Here is a 19,286-nt window from a genome sequence, read left to right on the forward strand (position 1 = left end):
TGAGATGAGCAAGGGAAGAGTATGGAATAAGGGGAAACGCAACGGGGGAGGCGGACCGCCGGAAGGAAAGAGCAGCAAGGCTATCGCGGCAGCTAATAAAAGCAGTATCGCCCCGCCTCAAGAAGAGTCTGGTATGTCTGAACAAGCCGTTGTCAAAGAGGTAACCCGGGTTGATCAGATTAAACCGATGAATCGCGCCAATTGGGTATCAAGGCCAGCGAGAATCACACCGGAGAAGAAGGGCACAAACAACACCGATACGCAGCAGTAACGCTGATTTATACCCAACGAACCTCCTTTTCAGGGGTTCGTTTTTTTGTTAAACGGGTAAAAATAAAGGAAACTTAAGGAAAATGTAGAAATCATTCAGTGCCTTATCTCAAAAACTATCGTCATACTCTTGTACATGAAAGGAAATACGATGATCTCAATAACCGAAGCTTATGTGGATTCATTGGCGATTAACGCCAGCGCTATGAAAAATGGCCGCGATCTGGCCAAGAAGAAAAGCTTTCCGATGCTGGGTAAATCGATTGACGAATCGCTTATATTTGGCGAATGCAAGGGGAGCGGCAAGGAGCCGTATCGCTGCTCGGTAGATCTGGTGAAGCCAGATGAACCGGTATTTCGCTGCTCCTGCCCAAGCCGGCAATTTCCTTGCAAGCATATACTTGGACTGATGTACGCATATGCACAGGGTGATTCTTTTGTGACTGCTGATATTCCCGCTGATATTGTCGAAAAACGAGAGAAGGCGGAGAAACGCGAAGAGAAGCGGGAGGAAAAAAAGAACGAACCCCAAGGCGAAGTGTCTCCCAAGAAGAAAAAGACAAACCAAGCGGCTTTACTTAAAAAAATAGCTGCACAGCTCGAAGGCATCTCGCTATTGGAAAAGCTGATTCATCAGCTGACGCAGGCGGGACTTGGCAGCCTGGATAAAAAAACATTGAAAACTTTAGAGGATCAATCGAAGCAATTGGGCAATTATTACATACCGGGATTGCAAATTGCTTTTCGCGAGCTGCTGCTTGAAATAGGCTCTGCGAATGATTTAAAGGATAAAGAATCGATGTATTCCGCCATCGTTGAACACCTGGGAATCTTACATACGTTAGTCAAAAAAAGCCGCGATTATTTAACTGCCCGACTTGATAACCCGGACACCCCGATCGACATCGAAACGACGCTGGAGGAACGGATCGGTCATGCCTGGCAGCTTGCCGAGCTGCGTGAGCACGGACGTGTGCGGTCTGGCGCGGAGCTGGTTCAATTGGCATTCCTGTCCTATACGGATCAGGCTCGCAGTGAATTTGTCGATGAAGGCTATTGGGTTGACCTGCGTTCGGGACGGATCGATGTGACGCGTTCCTATCGGCCTTTTCGGGCAGCCAAGCATATGCGGGAGGAGGACTCTGTCTATCAGGTGGTCATGCCTCAGGAGCTGTTCATGTATCCGGGTGAGATTAATGCGCGAGTACGCTTCGAGGAAGCCGCGCTGCGTGATGTGGTAGAGGGGGACTATGTGCAAATTGCGACTGCAGCTCACAAATCGTTTCCAGAAGCGATCAAGCTGGTGAAAAATCAGATTAAAAACCCGTTGTCCGATAAACATCCGGCCCTGCTGCTGTCTTATACCGAAATTAGGCGAGTGGATGACGGATATGTCATCGTGGATGGACAAGGGAAATCAATCATGCTGGCAGATGTCGCCTTTCCAGATCGTGCCACCACGCCGCTAATTCCTCTGCTGAATAAACAAGTTGTACATAATCAGGCCCTGCTGGTCCTTTTCGGCCACGATAGGCAAACCAACCGCTTGCAGGCCCAGCCGATAAGCATTGTGACACCTGATGAAATAATTCAATTGCTGTATTGATGGATCAGATTAGGTCATAAGGATAACTGAGAAGGTTAGGAGATCATGTGATGAGCATAGCTATTTTATCCGATTTGCAGCAAGAGATACGACGTTTGTTTATTGCCGGCAGCGGGCTGGCAGAAGGCGACCTTCGTTTGACGAAAATATTGCCCCAGCTGCAAAAGCTTGGCGAAGCCGCGCCTGTTTTCAATAGGGTGGCCCAGTCGCTGGCGCAGGTAGTAGAGCCGCAAAAAGCCGAGCAGGCCGCCGTAAAGCTGCTAGACCTCAGCATACTGGTGAATTCGATTTTGTATACACAGGGTACAACAGAGCCGACAGGCGGTATGGCAGAGAGCGTACAGGTCGAGGGAACGAGTATCGCGTGTTCAACCACAATTCCTCACCGCAAGCTTCATCCGGCTGTCGAGGCATTAACATCCAAGGGCCAGGGAAGAATGGAGCAGCTCCGTCTGTCTTTTGAGGATGGATGCCTGCAGGATTTCCGAATTATCCCGATTGTGGTAGCTGCACTGGATGATGGTTACTCAGAGATTGCCGAATTCGTTTATGAGAAGATCATTCCGGCTTATGGTGCGGACGCACTTCCAGCACTTCAGGAGCAATACAATCCACAGGGTGGCAAACCGGATGGGCGTCGGCTCAGGCTGCTGCATCGTTTGCTGGATGCTTCCGGTATGGACCTCTATCTTCAGGCTGCACAGGAGGGTTCTCTAGACGTCCGTTCAGCTGCAATAGAGCTGCTCGGCAATTATTCGGAACAGGAAAGCTATATTCTGGAGCAAGCTGATGATAAGAAAAAGGAGATTCGCAGCGCAGCATTTGCCGGCCTGGCAAAGCTTGGAACGGAGAAGGCAGTGGATCGTCTGTATCAGGCTTTAACCTCGTCCAAGGATCGTGAGCTTGCCGCGGAGCCTGTATCACAATGCAGTGCAGCAACGCTGACAAGCAAGATTATTGCCAATGCTGAGGAAAATTTGCAGCGAATCGTTAGCGGACAGGGAAAAGTCGGAGCTGCGAATGCCGCTGTGAATAAGGAAAGAGAAGAATCGATCAAGCAGCTGCTTGCCGATGTGCAGGCACTGGATGAGAAGCAGCCGGAAGAAGTGCTGGTATTCCTGAAGAAGCTGCTCTCCACGTCCGACTTTATTATTCCAGAAACAGAAGAGATCCAGCAGCAGGCCGCAAATCAGCTCTTGTGGATGCATACACCGGAAGCCTATGAATTTGCTATCAGCCTACAGGCTGCGTATAACGGCACATTTATTGCCTACAGCTTCCGTGCAGCCTATAAAACACTTTCGCCTGAAGAAGTGTATAAGCGGTTTGCACCGGTATTGTCAAATCCTAAAAAAGTGGCTGCCAAGCAGCTATTAGGCGCGATACATCGGGTCACACCTTCGTTGTCCAAGCAACTGCTGGCAGCTGGCTGGGATGACGAGGACTTTAATGACACATCGTTTGCAGCAGGCGAGTCTGCATCCAAGCTTGACCCGAGATGGATTGATGTATTTGTGGAAATTGATGAGGAAGAGCTGGTATGGTGCCTTGCAGATCGTCCGAACCCACAAATTGCCGCTTATATGTCCAGCAAGGTTCAATTGAAACCAAGCTTTCGGACCCATCGTACCTCCTCGCTGCTGCTGGCATTATTCCGAATTGGATACAAAGAAGCGCCGGAGCTGTTAATGGGCATTTTGGAGAAGGAATCGGTCAAAAATTTGTATTATTTAGACACCGAGCAGCGTGCGCTTCTGAATCTGCTACCGCGTTCCTATGCTGACAGGTTGCAGAAGTTCGCTGAGGCGCTTACGTATGAGAACGTCAAAAATCAGATACTTGCAATTACTGAGTCTGTAGGAGCCAAACCAGAAGAGTTAGCAAATGAATCGGTTACCGAGAAGGGAAAGGGATTATGGGGATGGATCAAAAACAAGATGTCTTAAGGCTTCCAGCCGAGCGGTTATACGAACAAGAGCTTGAGGCTTTGAAGCAAGCGGATAAGGATGCCTTGCCTTCAGGCTGGAAGCTTTCTCCCAAATCCGTGCTGACGTTCATTACTGGAGGTACAGCAGGCGGCGTGGATATCACGCCCAAATATATCGGGAACCGCCGTCTCGTAGAAATGGCCATTGCCACGCTGCTGACAGACAGGGCGCTGATGCTGATTGGCGAGCCGGGAACAGCCAAGTCATGGCTTTCCGAGAATCTGACCGCTGCGATCCATGGGGATTCCTCCAAGGTCATTCAGGGAACGGCGGGTACAAGCGAGGAGCATATTCGCTATTCATGGAACTATGCGATGCTGTTGGCGCAGGGACCATCAGATCAGGCGTTGATTAAAAGCCCAATTTTCCGAGCGATGGAGAGCGGTGGCATTACACGCTTTGAAGAAATTTCACGCTGCGCCTCAGAGGTTCAGGATGCTTTAATATCGATTTTATCTGAAAAAACATTGTCAATTCCCGAGCTTGATCGGGAGCTGTCGGCGGCACGCGGATTTTCGGTGATTGCGACAGCGAACACCAGGGATCGTGGCGTTAATGAAATGTCGGCAGCCTTGAAACGGCGATTTAATATTATTGTGCTCCCGGCACCGTCGGATATTGAAACCGAGGTAGGCATTGTCCGTAAACGTGTCGGTGAAATCTCTGCGAATTATGAGCTGAACGCTTCCCCTCCGGACGATGAAGCGGTACGTAAAGTCGTGACAATTTTCCGTGAATTAAGAAGCGGGATGACGCTTGACAGCAAGAGCAAGATTAAGCCGCCAAGCGGTGTCATTTCCACAGCAGAGGCGATCTCCTTGCTGACGGGAAGTATGGCGCTGGCAGCCAGCTTCGGGAATGGTACGATTACGGATGAAGATGTCGCGGCAGGACTGCAGGGTGCGATTGTTAAGGATGAAGAGAAGGACAGCCTGGTCTGGAAGGAATATTTGGAAAATGTGATGAAGAAGCGGGGATCATCATGGAGAAGTCTGTACAACGCTTGCTCGGAGATGAACAATTGAATAGCAGTGCGGCTCACAACGGCTCTTCTGTGGGAGAAGAAACGGACAATGGCTTTCACGTATTCGGGATTCGGCATTTATCCCCTGCTGGCGCCCATCATTTGTTATCTTTTCTCGATAAGGTTAAGCCAACTGCCATTCTGGTCGAAGGGCCGAGTGATGCAAGCGGCCTTATCCAACAGCTAACCTCCCGTGGTGTTGTGCCGCCGATTGCCATACTCGCTTATACGGACCAGCTTCCGGTACGGACGCTGCTCTACCCACTGGCTGAATATTCGCCGGAATATCAGGTTTTCGTATGGGCCAACCGTCATGGTGTGCACACCGAATTCATCGATCTGCCGTCGAACTCGGCGCTGGCGCTATATGAGCAGCGGCGGAACCAGCGCAAAGCTATGCCAGATGTTCAGGATGAGCAGGATAGTGGGTCACAAGTACAGTCTCAGGATGATCAACAGCATGGACAGCAAGCAGTAGACAGTCCCCGGGAAAACGCGCTGCAGGCTTATTTGCGCCAGCAGCATGAGCGTTATGAGCGCATAGCCGAGCTTGCGGGTGAGCCCGATTACGATGCTTACTGGGAACGTCATTTTGAGCACAACACACAGAAGGATGCTTATCAGCGCTCCATCTACGAGTTTTCGTTTCAGATGCGAGCCTTGTCCGAGCAGGATGAACGGGAGCACGACGCCGCAGAGACTGCCTACAATGAGATTCGTGAAGCGTATATGAGGCGTCGAATCCGCGATCTGCTGGAGGCAGGACATTCGCCGGAACGGGTAGTTGTCGTTACTGGCGCGCACCATGCTTCGGCTCTTGATCTGAGACTTCCGGTCATGAATGACAAGCAGTTGGCAAGCTTGCCAATTGCTTCAACGAAGCTGACGTTAATGCCTTATTCCTTCTATAAGCTGTCCAAACATTCCGGATACGGAGCCGGGAATCAGGCTCCAGCCTACTTCACTTTATTTTGGCAATGCTTGCAAAAGGGTGATTTGAGTCAGCTGCCCTCCTTATACTTTTCCCATGTGGTTGCCTATCTTCGCGAGCAGGGCACGTATCGCTCGACTGCAGCGATTATTGAAGCGGTACGATTGGCGGAAGCACTTGCATCGCTGCAGGGGGGCAGTCAGCCAACCTGGAAGGATTTACGCGACGCGGCAGTCGTTTGTCTCGGATACGGGGAGCTGTCACCGATAGCGGAGGCATTAGCCAGAACCGATGTGGGAACAGCGATCGGCAGCTTGCCGGAAGGCGTCAGCCAGACACCGATTCAGGATGATATGAATCGTGAGCTGAAGCGGCTGAAGCTGGAGAAATACAAATCGACAGTAGCGAGCACGCTGCAGCTTGACCTGAGAGAAAATCGCCGGGTGAAGACAGAGGAGGCCGCTTTTATCGATCTATCGAGGTCTGTCCTCCTACATCGGCTGGAGCTGCTTGGCATCAACTTCGCGCGCAAGCAGCGGGTTCAACAGGATGCAGCTTCATGGGCTGAGCATTGGGTATTGCAATGGACGCCAGAAGCCGAAATTCAAACCGTGGAGTCTACCTTAAAAGGTGAAACGATAGAGCTGGCGTCAGCCTTTGTGATCAATGAAAGACTGGAGTCATGCGACGATATTGCCGAAGCATCACGTCTCATACGGATTGCATGCGACTGCGGTTTGCCGAAGCTGATGGAGCAAGCCAGGGCTACCCTGCAGCAGCTTGCTGTCGATGTAGGCAATTTAAATCAAATTGCCGCAGCCGCTTATGAGCTTTCGGTCTTGATCCAATATGGATCACTACGCAGGATTGAGACCAGTTCCTTAATTCCTTTACTCCAGCAGCTGTTTTTGCGAGGGGCGCTGCAGCTCGTAGATGCCGCAAATTGTAATGATGATGCTGCCAAAGCCATAGTGGCCGCCATTCAGACGCTGCATGGTATCGCTCAGGAGCATTATGAAATTGTCGATGACAGGCTTTGGCTGAACAGGCTGCATGAGCTTTCCTCACGGGATGACCGGAATGCCAAATGCTCCGGATTTGCTTTTGCCATCCTGTTGGAGCGCAACGAGATTTCCGAGGAGCAAAGCGCTCAGGAGGTATCAAGACGGCTTTCGCCCGGCATCCCTGCGGATCTCGGAGCGGGCTGGTTCGAAGGCTTGTCCATGCGCAATCGCTATGCACTGCTCTCCCGTTTATCGTTGTGGAAGCAGCTGGACGCTTATATGGAATCACTGGAGGAGGAGCAATTTCACCGTTCGCTCGTTTTTTTACGGAGAGCTTTTGGATCGTTTGAGCCGAGGGAAAAGGCGGCGATTGCCGAGATGATGGGTGATATCTGGGGAGTCGATGCAGGCCAGACAGGTGAAATGCTGCAGCAACCGCTCAGTGAGGAAGAAAAGGGGAAACTCGATGAGCTTAATGACTTTGATTTCGGGGATTTGTAAACTATGACAACCATCAATCAGGAACAGGTAAAGCGTTGGAGATTGGTTCTGGGCGCGGCCTCAGAGGAGAAGCTGAAGGCATGCGGCGGCGGCTCCGGCAGGCTGCTTGACGGAGATGATGTGTTGATGGATGAGGCACTGGCTGCCATCTACGATGATACGGCGGATGCATCGGGCATGGATGCTGGGACTTCGGGCAAATCAAGGTCGGCCGGGCTGGGCCCATCCTCGCCAAAGCTCGCCAAATGGCTGGGAGATATTCGTTCTTTTTTTCCGCAGGACGTGGTATCGGTCATTCAAGCAGATGCGATAGAGCGCAAAGGATTAACACAGCTATTGTTCGAGCCTGAGCTGTTGTCACAGGTGAAACCGGATATTCAAATGGTGGCGACCTTAATGGCGCTCAAAGGCAAGATACCCGAGAAAACAAAGGAAACAGCCAGACAGCTGGTTAGAGCCGTAGTTGAGGAAATTGTGAAACGGCTCTCGTCGAATATGCAGCGTGCAGTCACGGGGGCACTCAACCGGAGGCAGCATTCGCCGCTGCCATCCTTTACAGGTCTCGATTGGAATCGTACGATCAGAGCTAACCTGAAGCACTACGATCAGGAACGGCAGCTGCTCATTCCGCAGAAGGTTTACTTTTTTGATCGCGCCCGCAAAAGCAAGGAGTGGACCGTTATCCTGGATATCGATCAAAGCGGCTCGATGGCCAATTCGGTAATCTATGCCTCGATTATCGGTTCGATCTTTGCCAGTATGCCGGCACTTGATACACGTGTGGTTGCCTTTGATACCGAGGTTGTCGATCTTAGTGAGCAGTGCGCAGAGGACCCGGTAGATATGCTGTTCGGTATTCAACTTGGCGGAGGCACGGACATTAACAAATCGGTTGCCTACTGCGAGCAATTCATTACGGAGCCGAAGAAGACTTTGTTCATTCTCGTAACGGATTTATATGAGGGCGGCAACCGTTCAGAGCTGCTGCGCAGATTGGACGATTTGCAGCAGGCTGGTGTAAAAACGATTTGTTTGCTGGCTTTATCCGATGAAGGTACGCCTTCCTACGACGAAATGGTAGCCAAAAAACTGTCCCAGTTTGGGATTCCCTGCTTTGGCTGCTCTCCTGACCGTCTGCCCGAGCTGATCGAAGGGGCCTTGAAGGGACAGGATCTGCTGATGCTCGCTAATCGGGTACAGGCGGGTTCGAACCCGTAAATCCTGCCAAATTCCTTGCCTGAAGGCCGATGAAGCTGATCTTTACGGTCATTTCATCGGCCTTCAAGCTCGGGTTCATTAAATATTTACTTGTATTTTACAAAAAGAGGTTGAAAGTTAACAAAACGCTTTGTATAATAATGACATGATCCAAGTTAAACCGGTTTAATGAATCGGTTTTTATTGGGGAAATCATTAAACCGGTTTAATGATTTCTTAACAATCGTTAAAAGGGGGGATCAAATGGCAACCATCGATGACGTAGCCAAAGCTGCGGGTGTTTCCAAGGGAACGGTATCCAGTGTATTCAGCAAAAAAAGACCTATCAGCCGTCCTGTAACTGAACGAGTTCTGGAGGTTGCCAAGGGTTTAGGATATTACCCGAGCCATGTTGCGCGAAGTCTGGCTATTAAGAAAACGATGATAGCTGGCTTGAAAATGCCGATATCCAAAGATAGCGTGATGTCGGGTTTCGAGATTCAGATGATCAATGGTGTTATAAGAGAGTTTTCCAAGCAGGGCTACAGACTTTTGTTAGATACGCTTCCTGAGCACGATGATCCGACCCAATTTTCCATCGATCCGGTGGATGGTGTCATTATGCTGAACCCGAGAAAACAGGATCCCCGTATTGAAAGGTACAATCAAATGGGTATCCCGTTAGTATTGATTGGCCGTCCAGATCCAATTGAAGAGCAAATTAGTTATGTCGACAATGATAACCGACACTTAAGCTTGCAGGTAGGTCAATATTTAATTAACCTCGGACACACAGCTATTTTATTTCTTAACTCCAGCGCTGATATGACGGTCGCTATTGACCGGGAGAACGGTCTGGCAGAAGCTTTCCAGCAAAGTGGTCAATCCTATGATCAGGTGCACGTTATGAACTATTCGAGAAGGCAGCATGCCAATCCGACTGAATATGGTTATGTTTCACTTAAGAACATCTATGAGCCTAATCGATTCACTGCCATCATTACAGACACGGACCGTGTAGCACTCGGGGTCATGAGAGCCGCAAGAGAGCTTGGCATCGATATACCCGGTGAGCTATCAGTTATAGCCTTAAGCAATGATGCTACACTGGCACAGGAAATGACGCCTGCATTAACCTCGGTTGAGCTATCCGCAGAAATGCTGGGTACGGAAGCAGCCAAAATTTTAGTCGAGAAAATGAAAGATGTGGATATCGTCGAGCAAAAGATCATTGAAGCCAAATTGGTTATTCGCGAATCGTGCAGGTTACTGAAATAAGCCGCCAATAGGCGGGTCATAAATGTAAACGCTTTATTAAGATTGTGTAAAGGCTTTATATAATCTGGGAGGTATATGATGATTACGAAATCGAAAGTTATGAGCTTAACGATGGCAATTGCACTGCTGGGCACCCTATTGGCAGGTTGTACCGATAACAATACTGCAGCACCGTCAACAGGCAATTCAACTGCAAACACGCCAAAAGGAAATGACAAAAAAGAAGAAAAAACTCTTCGTATCATGTCAGGCGTTATTGGCGGTAAAACCCCTGAAGAGAACACATTGTTCGAAAAAGAAATTGAACGGTTGACCGGTATTAAAGCGAAGCTGGATAAACCGGCATCCGATTATGACCAGAAGTTGCTGGCAGCCATCGCATCCGGCGAGAAGTTCGACCTACTTCAGATCAGTAAAGAAAAAATGAACCTGTTTATCGATCAAGGTATTGTGACGCCACTTACGGATCAAGTGAAAGCTTCCAAAGTATTGTCCGATCCGGAGGTTTTGCCTGCGGGTGAATGGGATCAGATCAAGACGAAAGACGGTAAGATTTATGGTGTGTTCACGAAGTTTCAAGGCGGAACGATGCCGATTGTACGAAATGACTGGTTAAAAAAGCTGAATTTGCAGGAACCCAAAACATTGGATGACTATTACAAGGTGTTAAAAGCATTTACCGAACAGGACCCGGACGGCAATGGCAAAAAGGACACGTACGGTTTAAGCACAGCAGGTATGTATGAGCTGCAAGGTATTTTCAGCGCAGCGGGCTTGAAACAGCGTTATGTGGAGAAGGACGGCAAGCTGGATGTGCCTTACTCGACGGATGCGGCTATCCCGATTTACGAGTGGCTGAATAAGCTTTATAAAGAAGGTATATTGGATCCTAACTTTGCGACCAACGATACCGGTAAAATGCGTAATCTGTTTTTGACGGATCGTGTAGGCATGATCACTTATTGGGACGCATGGGTAGGGATGCTCAACAATACAAGAAAAGAGCAGGACGCCAAAACCACATTTGAAGCCAAAGGACTTCCTGGCGCAGCCGATGCAAGCGGCAAGCATATGATCCGTCGCGGTGATCCGGACGTATGGGTCATTCCGGTGAATGCGGAGCATCCGAAAACAGCATTTGAATTTATTGAATGGTGGCATTCCAAAGACGGCATTATGCTCGGAAGCCTGGGCATTAAAGACAACGATTATACGGAGAGTGGCGGTAAATACGAGCTTACTAAAGCAGGTAAAGAGCATGCGATGGACCATGGCGTCCCTTTCTGGTACAACAAAAAAGTTCAACCTCCTTTCGGTCTGCTGCCAGGGGTAAAGGAAGCTCAGGAGCTGGTTGTGAAATATGCAACGCTTGAGCTGACGCCAGCCAAATGGGCAGATGCCGAGAAGATCATCAATGAAAATTCATTTAAAGCCATTCTCGGTGAAATGTCGGCCGCTGATGCGGTTAAAAAGATGCGTGAGCAGCTAAAAGCAAGCAAACTGATCGACTAATCTAAGATGAAGTTTCAGCTGTTCGAAGGGAGTATATCGCTTGAATGCTCCCTCCGATACGGCTGAAATTACCAAGCGGATAAGGTGGTGGCTGACTTTTGAAAGCCGTCTTGAAGTATAGAACGCTTTATGTGATGATGATACCCATTTTGACTTACTTTTTTCTTTTTTCGTATTATCCGTTAGTACGCGGCCTCATCATCAGCTTTCAAAATTTTCGATTAATCGGAAACCGGCCTTTCGTAGGCTTTGATAATTATTTGTTTGTTCTGAAAGATCCCACATTCTGGACAGCTTTTCAAAATACGTTGGTTATCGGCGGATTTACGCTCGCCATCGGATTCATTATGCCGATTATACTTGCCTTGTCATTGAACGAGGTATTGTCCGTCTGGTTTAAGAAATTAACCCAAATGATCGTATATTTACCTCATTTGTTCTCATGGGTCGTTGTTGGCGGTATGTGGATCATGCTGCTGTCTCCCGATACAGGGATCGTGAATCAAATACTCCAACTGCTTGGAAGCGCCAAACCGATCAGCTTTATGTCGAGTACCATCTATGCACGTTCCATTATGGTATTTACCGCCGTTTGGAAAGACATGGGGTTCATTGTTATTTTATATCTCGCTTCCATCGTTTCCATCAATCCGTCTCTCTATGAAGCGGCCAGAATGGATGGCGCGAACCGTTGGCAGTTGGTCCGTTTCGTCACACTTCCATCGCTTGCTTCCACAATGAAGGTAGTTATTATGCTCAATGTGCTGAGCGCACTGCGTATGTTTGACCAAATCATTGTGATGAGAAATGGAGCGATTGCCAGCAAGGTCGATGTGATTATGATGTATACGTTCCAAAAAGGTATTCTGGAATTCAATATCGGCACTGCGACTGCTGCGGGTTTTATCGTTATATTAGCTACGTTAATTCTTACTTTTATAACCCGATTGATCATTCGCTATGATGACGGAGGAGACAAATAATATGAAACTTGAATCCAAAGGATGGTCGGGACGTCTCTTCGATGTAGTGAATATCGCTTTTTTGCTTCTTCTTGTAGCGACCATGTTTATTCCTTTTCTGAATACGTTCGCCTTGGCATTCTCCACCAATTTTGCTTCCATGCAGCCGGCTATTGTGTTGTGGCCCAAAGAATTCAGTATTGAAGGCTTTAATACCGTGTGGAATCGACTGCAGCTTTATCAGCCATTCAGCAACAATATTATTGTCACCGTGATCGGCACCATTGGGCATGTGTTTCTGTGTGCTATGGCGGGTTATGTACTCGTCCAACCGCGTTTGCCTGGTAAAAAGCTGATGGTATCGTTGATCCTGGTCACCATGATGGTACCGAGTGAATCGATCATGATCCCACTGTATGTCGTCAACAAGGAGCTGGGTCTGCTTAACACATTATCTGCGCTTATTTTTTCAGGGTTGATCTCCGGCTTTGGCGTATTGTTGATGCGTAACTTCTTCTTAACCGTACCTTTGGAAATGTCGGAATCAGCACGAATGGATGGGGCAGGGGATGTCCGTATTTTTACGACGATGTATTTACCGCTAGCGAAGGCAGGTCTGGCCACAGTAGCCTTGTTTGAGTTCGTCAGCCGTTGGAATCAATTCACCCCGGCACTGCTCTACATTAACAATCATGCGAAATATACACTGCAGATTGCCTTGAAAGCACTCATTATTGATACGGATGCGACCTCCAGCAATTTCATCATTACAACGAATGTCAGGATGGCGGGTATTGTGATTGCGCTGCTTCCTTTGGTCATTATTTATCCATTTGTGCAAAAATATTTCGTCAAGGGCATTATGGTCGGTGCTAATAAAGAATAGAGCTGCAATGGATGTACCACACTTTTAGACAAATGATGAAAGACGGTGGAACCCTATATGATCCAAACGGACAGAGTAAGCCACACAGCTACATTTACCAGAACCGTTGAACATTCGGAGCAGAGCTCCTATATCGAAGTTCCTTTTGAGATGCCGCAGCATGTGGAAGAGATTCAGGTCAGCTATGAGGTGGAGTCTTCCGGTGGTGATATTGCGGTTATCGATTTAGGAATTCGCGACCTGAATCGAATTCGAGGGTGGAGCGGCGGAGCTCGGAAGTTTTTCAATATGGGGTTGGAGAAGGCAACACCGGGATATTTGCCTGGACCTCTGGACGCTGGTGAATGGGCGGTTGTGCATAATGCTTATAAGATTCCTCAAGAAGGCTGCAAGGTTACGGTAACCATTACCTTTTTCCTGATGACCCCGCGTTGGCTCAAGGGTGACCTGCATATGCACAGTCTGCACAGTGACGGTACTTACACGTTGGAGGAGAATGCATCCATTATGGAAGAGCTGGGCTGCGATTTCATGACAATGACGGATCACAATACGATCAGTCAAAATTTGGCCTATCCACGCACCACCAGCCTGGTGATGATACCGGGAATGGAGTTTACAACCAACTTTGGTCACAGCAATTTCCTTGGTGTAACGGACCCTTTGGATGATTTTCGGGTAAGCAGTCAAGCTGACGTGAACCATAGACTGGCTACTGCACGCGAACGAGGCGCCAGGATTGTATTGAACCATCCTCATTGCGATTATTGTCCATGGGAATGGGATTTTGATGTCGATCATGACTGGGTGGAAATTTGGAACGGTCCCTGGACTGAACGAAATGCACGCACTTTGGCTTGGTGGCAGCAGCAGTTGTTGAGTGGTAGGAAGTTGAATGTGATAGGCGGCAGTGATGTTCATCGCCCTGATCCTTATGTCAAGCATGCGATGCCGTGTACCTGGGTATATGCGTCCTCCAAAACTGTGAATGGGATATTGGCTGGAATTGATGAGGGCCATGTAACCATTAGCTATGCACCTGATGGGCCTTTTGTACAATTAGAATGTGGACCTTACAAAATGGGGAATTCAGTGCCCGCAGGGGAAGCGGGAGTCGTGAAGCTGCAAGCCCAGCATCTCTTGGCAGGTGATGAAGTGAAGCTTATTAGCAGCAAGGGTCTGGAACAACATGTAACCGTGAACAACGACGGTGCTCTGGAGCTTACGCTGGATGCGGCAGGCAGACGATTTGTCCGCGCTGAGGTGTGGAGAACATTTCCGAACGTAGATACCACCATGCGGATGGCTGCGCTGTCGAACCCGATCTACTTTGATTAAAATAAATGACGACGAGGTAAATCCCGTATGAATATGACTGTGATGACTTTTAATTTAAGATATCATACACCTGATGATGGAGAATCGGCTTGGCCCCATCGGGTAAATAGTGTGGCACAGATGATTCGGGACCATAGTCCGCTCATAGTTGGAACTCAGGAGGGCTATTATCCGATGCTGACCGATCTGCAGGAGCGTATACCTGAATATGCCTGGGTCGGATACGGTCGTATGGGTGAGCATGAGAACGAGCACTGTGCTGTATTCTACAAAACCGCTGAGCTTGAGGTACAGCATCAAGGTCAGTTTTGGCTGTCGGAGTCACCCTTGGAGCCTGCTTCTATAGGCTGGGATAGTCATCTTCCGCGAATTTGCACATGGGTCAGCTTTCTTCACAAAGCATCATCCAAGCAGTTTATTGTATATAACACGCATTTGGACCATATGGGAGAACAGGCTCGGAAGCTGGGTGCTGCTTTAATATGGGATACCCTTCACTCTCAGCACATCGAGTTTGGTTTGCCTGTAATCGTAATGGGAGATATGAACAGCCATCCTGGCGACTGGCCGATTCGGTTTTTACGCGGGGAAGTGGAGCATATGGGCAAACAAACTTGGCTCAAGGATGCTTACACAGCATTATCCGGACCTATTGGCCTCACTGCCCATTCCTTTCAGGGTGGCGATGAAGGTGAGCCTATCGACTATATATTTGTTTCTCCTGAAATAGAAATAGCGACAACGATGGTGGATCGGCGCCAGCTACAGGGCGTATATCCTTCTGATCATTATCCGATTATTTCACAGCTGAGGCTGAGTGATCCTGTTCGTATGCAGGGGAAGGGGAAGTAACTTGTTCCGCACCAGGGAACGAAGGATGATATCGGAGTAGAGGAGACAGAGGCAATGAACACTAATCTCGAAAAAATTTATGTGGTTTTCAAAACACATTTTGATATCGGATTCACCGGACTCGTATCCGAGGTGGTCCACAGATACCGGACAGAGATGCTGGAGGAAGTGATCCAGATCTGCGAGGAGACGAATGGCAACAAGGAGCATGAACAATATGTTTGGACTATGTCGGCCTGGCCTTTATTGCAATCCTTGGAGGGCAGCGGGGAGCAGGACCAACGCAAAGCTTTGCAATTTCTGGAAAACCGCCAGTTAATATGGCATATGCTCCCTTATACGACACATACGGAATTTTGCGGGCTGGAGGAATGGATACGCGGGATGTACGTTTCGCGCGGTCTGAGCGAGAAATACGGCTATCACCCCAAAGATGCCAAAATGACCGATGTTCCGGGTCATACATGGATCGTGCCTTCTTTATTAAAAAAAGCAGGAGTAGAGGTGCTGCACTTAGGCTGCAATCCCGCTACGACACCACCCGATGTTCCGCCTGTATTTTATTGGGAAGGACCGGACGGCGAGCGGCTGCTCACGTTTTACTCCAAAGGGGCTTATGGTACAGGCATACTGCCACCTGAGGATTGGGAGCATCCAATCTGGCTGGCTATGATCCAGACCAGCGATAATCATGGTCCACACGAGGCTTCCTACATACAGGAAATGAAGGCTTCCATTGCGGCTAGCGGGTCCAAGGCTGAGCTGCATATCGGGAGCCTGACGGATTTTGCCGAAGACTTTCTGGCGCGGAATCCAGATCTGCCTGTTATTCGCGGAGACATGGCTGATTCATGGATTCATGGTGTCGGAACCGCTCCACGAGAGGTTTCGCGGGTGCGCGAGCTGAGAGGACGGATCGCAGCGGTAGAGAGTGCGCTATCGATGAATTCGCTTGTTGCAGGCGAAGCTTTGAGCTTGGAGGATAAGCAGCAGATTAAGCAAGCTATCGATACTGCTTATGAATATACGCTTCATTTTGGGGAGCATACGTGGGGACTGGATTGCAAAACATTTTTGTTCTCGAGGCAGTTCCCGAGGCGGTATGAAAAATCGGAGTTTATCGAAGACAAACGCAGCGAGCGTTATGTGTTGATGGAGCAGTCCTGGCAGGAGCAGATCGATTACCTCAATAAAGCCGAAGCCTCCATACAAGCTGCTGAGGAAAGGCTGCAGGTTCAGCCACAGTGGAATCCAACCAGCTTATCTGCGGCCGATAATGGCTCGGAAAGAAAGCTGCGTGTGTACAATAACCTTGGCTGGCAGCGTGATGCCTGGGTTCGTATTGTTGCGGATTCGGAGCATAGTCCGAATGAACTTGATACCTGGATCGATTCTGTCAGCGGTGAGCAGCTGAAGGTAGTTAACGATGAGTATGGTGTGTTGGTGGAAGTTAAGGGCCTACCGGCACTAGGATATAAGACGATAGCATGCGTTGCAAGCAGCGGGAACGTTCATAGTGGGGCTGAAGGTTCGGAGAAACCTTTTGTATTTGGAAGCTTAAGCGAGACGCAGGCCGTAATCGAGAACTCTTTTGTTGTCGTCACCATAGATAGAAAAACCGGATGGATCATCAGCCTGTTTGATAAGCGTCTGAATAAGGAATGGGTGGATACCGAGTCCGCGCAGGGCTTTGGACAGTATGAATATAACATTTATTCGAATCGGGAAATAACGAGCTATATTAAAAAATATGCGTACCGTTTCTATGACTGGGGCGTACATGATTTTGGAAAAACTGATTATCCCGAGCAGCAGAAGCGGCTTTCCTTTCAAACTGAATTGCGGCATATACGTCTTGTACAGGAAAAGCATGCGATCAAAGTGGAGTGTGTAGCCGGTAATAGTCAGGAATCGATTATGGATTATGGTAATGCCAGAGAAGTCATGTGGACGGTAACGCTGACGGAGGATTCTCCTTTTGTCGATATGGAATGGCAGATCAGCGGCAAAGAGGAGACGCCTTTAGCGGAATCCGGTCATATCTTATTTCCTTTGCAATTAAAGAATCCAAGCTACCGTATCAATAAAATGGGCAGTGTCATTGATCCGCTTGCCGAGATTGTACCTTCCTCCAGCACCTTGCTGAATTGCTGTGAAAATTTTGTCGATGTGTCGGATGGCAAGGTTGGGATGGCGATCATTCCTCTTGATTCTCCGCTATTTTTTATCGGTCGCAATGGCATGTGGGATTTTGAGCATGATTATGTGCCGGAGAAGCCTGAAATGAATTTTAACATTTTCAATAACTGGTGGGGGACGAACTTCCCGCAATGGACCGGTGGCAGCTTCAAGTATCGGTATCGGCTAATCCCGCACGCAGGGGATTGGGTGGAAGGGTCTGTGTGGCAAACTGCCGAGGAAACGATGAACTCAGCACTTACGGTTCCGGCTGAACGATCGGGTAACAACAATGTTGATGATCAGCTCGAACTACTCCCTGGCGGCTTGGATGGAATGGCAGTGACCTGCTTTAAACCAGCTGAAGATGGGGATGGCTACATTCTGAGAATTCGTGATTGGATCGGGAAGCCAAGGCTGGTAACGATTCAATTGCCCGCTCAAGTAAACAAGGTTTGTCTGACTGACCTGCTCGAATATGACCTTAGAGGTTTAAGCTTGTTGAAGAAACCGAATATGAATGAACAAGAGTTGTACTTTTCTACTCAAAGCTTTGAGGTTCATACACTGCGTTTGCGGTTTCACGAATCTACCCCCTACAGAAAGTAACGATTAATTTTGTGTTCGACCCTGCGGTGTTCAGTAAAGAGGCAGCATGATATGCTGCCTCTTTTACTTGTCCATCACACTTTTAACAACACACTGTTTAACCTGTGCTAAAATACGGTTAGTACTTTCATAAGAAAGGGGAATGCAACATGGACGTATTCAATCGAATTAAAGGTGGCCTTTACGGTGTGGCAATCGGGGATGCGTTGGGTGGCACGACGGAATTTATGACCAGTAAAGAGGTCAAGGCGAAGTATGGATATTTAACTGAGATTATAGGCGGCGGCGTCTGGGAGCTGGAAAAAGGTGAAGTTACCGATGATACGATGATGACGCTCTGCGTGGCTGAAGGTATATTGGCCAATCCATTGGACCCGATGCCGTATATTGGGGAGCAATTTATGAATTGGTACCGGACAGATCCCAAGGATATCGGCAATATTATTCGACATGTGCTCGCGACCTTTGAAGGTAATTGGTTTGAAGCCGCCTTTTTAACTGATCAGTACATGGGACAAAGTGCCGGTAATGGCTCTCTTATGCGCTGTCTGCCTGTAGGTCTGGTCTATGATAATCTGACCGAGATGGATAAGTATTCCCGCATGCAGTCCAAAATGACGCACTATGATGAGCGCTGCAACGAAGCCTGCTCGATTTATAATCGAATCGTATGGAGATTGCTTCAGAACGAGAGCCTTGCCGATGCCATCGAACAGGAAATTCGACATACTGACTATAAAGATATTTTGTTTGCGGAGCCCAATTGTGAACCGAGCGGATTTGTGGTTCACACCTTTCGATGGGTGCTGAACATCTTGTTAAATTCCAATTCCTATGCAGACACAGTACAAAAAGCTGCCAATCTCGGTGGTGATTCCGATACGATAGGTGCTATTGCCGGTGGATTGGCTGGCGTACATTGCGGCTTTGAACAAATTCCTGTTACCTACAGCAGTGTCATAATAATCAAGGATCAGCTGAATGAGCTGGCAGGGAGAATATTTGACTTACGGGAAGCAAGAACTCGTTAAGTGGCTTCGTCTAAATCGTGATTCGCTACCAGCAGACTATGAGCATGTTATGCAATCGGGTATGACCCATGTTAAACTAACAAATAATGGTTACTATTTATGGTGAGTATGAGCAATTA

14 protein-coding genes are annotated in these 19,286 nt (G+C 48.5%); all 14 read left to right on the forward strand.

Annotated elements, in window-relative coordinates:
* Positions 1-4 precede the first annotated feature (4 nt).
* The 14 genes from OB236_RS18155 (at position 5) to OB236_RS18220 (ending at position 19,167) form a co-directional block, all read left to right on the forward strand.
* Positions 5-271, forward strand: coding sequence for a hypothetical protein (locus OB236_RS18155; RefSeq protein ID WP_076234018.1), 267 nt, complete (start codon positions 5-7; stop codon positions 269-271).
* Positions 272-421: 150 nt separating this feature from the next.
* The gene (locus tag OB236_RS18160) at positions 422-1,876 is read left to right on the forward strand and encodes an SWIM zinc finger family protein (protein WP_262685283.1); all 1,455 of its coding nucleotides are present in this window, start codon (positions 422-424) and stop codon (positions 1,874-1,876) included.
* 50 nt (positions 1,877-1,926) lie between these two features.
* Positions 1,927-3,822 carry a HEAT repeat domain-containing protein gene (locus tag OB236_RS18165; protein WP_262685284.1) on the forward strand — a complete coding sequence of 632 codons (1,896 nt, stop codon included), beginning with the start codon at positions 1,927-1,929 and terminating at the stop codon, positions 3,820-3,822.
* Positions 3,798-4,889, forward strand: coding sequence for an ATP-binding protein (locus OB236_RS18170; protein ID WP_076234067.1), 1,092 nt, complete (start codon positions 3,798-3,800; stop codon positions 4,887-4,889). The genes OB236_RS18165 and OB236_RS18170 overlap by 25 nt, the downstream gene beginning before the upstream one ends.
* Complete coding sequence (locus OB236_RS18175) at positions 4,847-7,324, forward strand: DUF5682 family protein (protein ID WP_262685285.1); 2,478 nt, start codon at positions 4,847-4,849, stop codon at positions 7,322-7,324. The genes OB236_RS18170 and OB236_RS18175 overlap by 43 nt, the downstream gene beginning before the upstream one ends.
* Before the next feature lie 3 nt (positions 7,325-7,327).
* Positions 7,328-8,542, forward strand: a complete 1,215-nt coding sequence (locus OB236_RS18180) for a VWA domain-containing protein (RefSeq protein WP_262685286.1) — start codon at positions 7,328-7,330, stop codon at positions 8,540-8,542.
* A gap of 243 nt (positions 8,543-8,785) precedes the next feature.
* The gene (locus OB236_RS18185; protein WP_262685287.1) at positions 8,786-9,799 is read left to right on the forward strand and encodes a LacI family DNA-binding transcriptional regulator; all 1,014 of its coding nucleotides are present in this window, start codon (positions 8,786-8,788) and stop codon (positions 9,797-9,799) included.
* Positions 9,800-9,877: 78 nt separating this feature from the next.
* The gene (locus OB236_RS18190) at positions 9,878-11,311 is read left to right on the forward strand and encodes an extracellular solute-binding protein (protein ID WP_262685288.1); all 1,434 of its coding nucleotides are present in this window, start codon (positions 9,878-9,880) and stop codon (positions 11,309-11,311) included.
* Between the two features lie 98 nt (positions 11,312-11,409).
* A complete protein-coding gene (locus OB236_RS18195) occupies positions 11,410-12,294 on the forward strand; it encodes an ABC transporter permease subunit (protein ID WP_262685289.1) in 885 nt (294 codons plus the stop codon).
* A 1-nt stretch (position 12,295) separates the two neighbouring features.
* The gene (locus OB236_RS18200; RefSeq protein WP_076234011.1) at positions 12,296-13,159 is read left to right on the forward strand and encodes a carbohydrate ABC transporter permease; all 864 of its coding nucleotides are present in this window, start codon (positions 12,296-12,298) and stop codon (positions 13,157-13,159) included.
* 57 nt (positions 13,160-13,216) lie between these two features.
* Positions 13,217-14,497 (forward strand): CehA/McbA family metallohydrolase, encoded by a 1,281-nt coding sequence (locus tag OB236_RS18205; RefSeq protein WP_262685290.1) that lies wholly within the window; start codon positions 13,217-13,219, stop codon positions 14,495-14,497.
* Between the two features lie 27 nt (positions 14,498-14,524).
* Entirely contained in the window at positions 14,525-15,349 is an 825-nt protein-coding gene (locus OB236_RS18210) for an endonuclease/exonuclease/phosphatase family protein (RefSeq protein ID WP_262685291.1), read from the forward strand.
* A 54-nt stretch (positions 15,350-15,403) separates the two neighbouring features.
* Positions 15,404-18,136 carry a glycoside hydrolase family 38 C-terminal domain-containing protein gene (locus OB236_RS18215; protein ID WP_262685292.1) on the forward strand — a complete coding sequence of 911 codons (2,733 nt, stop codon included), beginning with the start codon at positions 15,404-15,406 and terminating at the stop codon, positions 18,134-18,136.
* A 149-nt stretch (positions 18,137-18,285) separates the two neighbouring features.
* The gene (locus OB236_RS18220) at positions 18,286-19,167 is read left to right on the forward strand and encodes an ADP-ribosylglycohydrolase family protein (RefSeq protein ID WP_262685293.1); all 882 of its coding nucleotides are present in this window, start codon (positions 18,286-18,288) and stop codon (positions 19,165-19,167) included.
* The last annotated feature ends 119 nt before the right edge of the window (positions 19,168-19,286 follow it).

Source organism: Paenibacillus baimaensis, from assembly GCF_025567575.1.